Below are 1,044 nucleotides of genomic sequence, written 5' to 3'. Positions count from 1 at the left end.
GCCCGGTTACATTCCGAACCCGGAAGCTAAGCCTTTCAGCGCCGATGGTACTGCAGGGGGGACCCTGTGGGAGAGTAGGACGCCGCCGAACAATCTTTCAAAGGACCCTTGGTCCAGCGTTCAACGCTGGACCAAGGGTCCTTTTTTGTTTTCACATCTTTACGCCGAAGCGCGGCCATGGGTTGGTTGCGCGAGAATGACTAGCGGTACCCCGAAGACAGGAGTCACACCCATGTCCAACTCTCCCGACGATCGTCCGGAGCGCGAGCCTCGGCGCAACGACGGCGGTGACAGGGGCGGCTACCGCGGGGGCCGTGACGACCGTGGTGGCGACCGCCCCCCGTTCCGTCGTGACGACCGTGGTGCCAGTGGCCGGCCGTCCAGTGGCGGTGGCGGCTTCCGCCGCGATGACCGTGGTGGTCGTCCCTCCGGTGGTTCCGGTGGTGGCGGCTTCCGTCGCGATGACCGCGGTGGCGACCGCCCGTCGTACCCCCGTCGTGATGACGACCGTGGTGGTCGTCCCTCCGGTGGTTCCGGTGGTGGCGGCTTCCGCCGTGACGACCGCGGTGGCGACCGCCCGAGCTTCCCGCGTCGCGATGACCGTGGTGGGGACCGTCCGTCGTACCCCCGTCGTGACGACGACCGCGGTGGGTTCCGCGGCGGCCGTGACGACCGTGGTGGGGACCGTCCGTCCTACCCGCGCCGTGACGACCGTGGCGGCGACCGTCCCTCCGGTGGTGGCGGCTTCCGTCGCGACGACCGTGGTGGCGACCGTCCGTCGTACCCCCGTCGTGACGACGACCGCGGTGGGTTCCGCGGCGGCCGTGACGACCGTGGTGGGGACCGTCCGTCGTACCCCCGTCGCGACGACCGTGGTGGGGACCGTCCCTCGTACCCGCGTCGTGACGACCGCGGCGACCGCCCGACCGGTGGTGGCGGCTTCCGCCGTGACGACCGTGGTGGCGACCGTCCGTCGTACCCCCGTCGTGACGACGACCGCGGTGGGTTCCGCGGCGGCCGTGACGACCGTGGCGGGGACCGTCC

Annotated in this window: 1 rRNA gene and 1 pseudogene; both read left to right on the top strand. The window is 70.9% G+C overall.

The window, feature by feature from the left end:
• Nucleotides 1-91 (top strand): 5S ribosomal RNA (gene rrf, locus ACWGE1_RS41110); the annotation flags it as partial.
• Nucleotides 92-314: 223 nt separating this feature from the next.
• Nucleotides 315-1,044: pseudogene (locus ACWGE1_RS41105) on the top strand (hypothetical protein); the annotation flags it as partial.

This window comes from Streptomyces sp. NPDC054932 (assembly GCF_053610205.1).
This window is presented reverse-complemented; position numbering and strand designations above follow the sequence as displayed.